This window comes from Pseudomonas brassicae (genome assembly GCF_010671725.1).
Classification (GTDB): domain Bacteria; phylum Pseudomonadota; class Gammaproteobacteria; order Pseudomonadales; family Pseudomonadaceae; genus Aquipseudomonas; species Aquipseudomonas brassicae.
The window spans coordinates 1-1,368 of the sequence record NZ_JAAHBU010000646.1; the positions used below are offsets into that span (position 1 = coordinate 1).

The window sequence follows — 1,368 nt, forward strand, 5'->3', positions numbered from 1 at the left end:
CGAACTCGAAGGCGCGAGCCTGCTCGCCGACGAAATGCAGGCCCTGGCGTCGATGCTCGGGCAGGGCCGGGTAACCTCGCGCGGCGACGCCCTGGGCGCACTGTTTCGCGCGCTGGAGCAACTGCCGATCTACCTGGAACGCCTGCGCAGTGCGCGGCGTGACCTGCCGCTGGTGGTGCTGCCACTGCTCAACCAGTTGCGCGGCGCGCGTGGCGCCGAGCCGCTGGCCACTCCCGGCAGCGGCCAGGGTTCGCAGGGCGCCGCCGAGCTGGCCAACCTCGATTCCTCGCTTGGCGCCCTGCGCGACCAGCTCACCGCCGTACCGGGCCGCGACGCGATGCGCTCGGTGGTGCTGGCTGTGCGCGAAGACCTGGTACGCATCAAGGAGCGCCTGGACGTGTTCGTGCGCGGTGACCGTCAGCAGTTGGAGGCGCTGGAGCCGCTGCTGGCACCGTTGCGCCAGATCGCCGACACCCTGGCGGTGCTCGGCTTTGGCCAGCCGCGTCGGGTGTCGTCGATCAGGTGGCGGTGCTGCAGGCCCTGGCACTGGGCCAGCGGGTGCCTGAAGACGCCTTGCTGATGGACGTCGCCGGTGCGCTGTTGTACGTCGAGGCGACGCTGGGCGGCATGGTCGGCTCGATCGAGTCGGTGAGCCAGGCGAGCGTGCCCGGCACCGACCTGGACGACATTCGCCAGCGCGTGCTCGACGAGGCCCACGGTGTGCTGCTGCAGGCCAAGGACCTGATCGCCGATTGCCTGGAGGCGGGCTGGGAGCGGCTGCGCCTGCAGCCCTTGCCTGGGCTGTTCACGCAGATTCGCGGGGCCCTGGCCATGTTGATGCTGCCGCGTGCGGCGGCGCTGGTACGCTGTTGCAACGATTATGTAGAGACGCACCTGCTGCAGGCCGAGCAACTGCCCGACAGCGCCGCGCTGGATCACCTGGCCGATGCGCTGTGCAGCCTTGAGTTCTATCTGCAATGGCTGAGCATCGACCCGCAGGCCGGCCTTGACGCCTTGCTCGAACGGGCCCAGGCCGCCCTGGCCGCCCTCGGCTTCCCGAGCGTGCCGCCGGCCCTGGCGGTGAGTCCCGCCCAGGCCGAGGCCGCAGAGGCGCCGCTGGATGACGAGCTACGCGAGATCTTTCTCGAAGAGGCCGAGCAGGTGCTGCAGCAACTGCAGGCCGATTGGCAGCAGTGGCGGGTCTCGACCACCTCGCGTGAGCGGTTGGTGGAGATGCGCCGTGGTTTTCACACCCTCAAGGGCAGTGCGGCGATGGCCGGCGTGGTGCCGATTGCCGAGCTGGCCGGCGCGCTTGACCTGCTGGCGCGGGAATTCAAGGCGCACCAGTTGGGCCTGGACCTGGACGAG

General features: G+C 70.0%; 1 protein-coding gene and 1 pseudogene. Both read left to right on the forward strand.

The genetic code is table 11. The features are described 5' to 3' along the window. A pseudogene (locus G3436_RS28170) lies at positions 1–580 on the forward strand (hypothetical protein); the annotation flags it as partial. Then, on the forward strand, positions 529–1,368 hold an 840-nt coding region (locus G3436_RS28175), incomplete at its 3' end, for an Hpt domain-containing protein (RefSeq protein ID WP_338001332.1). The pseudogene G3436_RS28170 and the gene G3436_RS28175, both read left to right, overlap by 52 nt.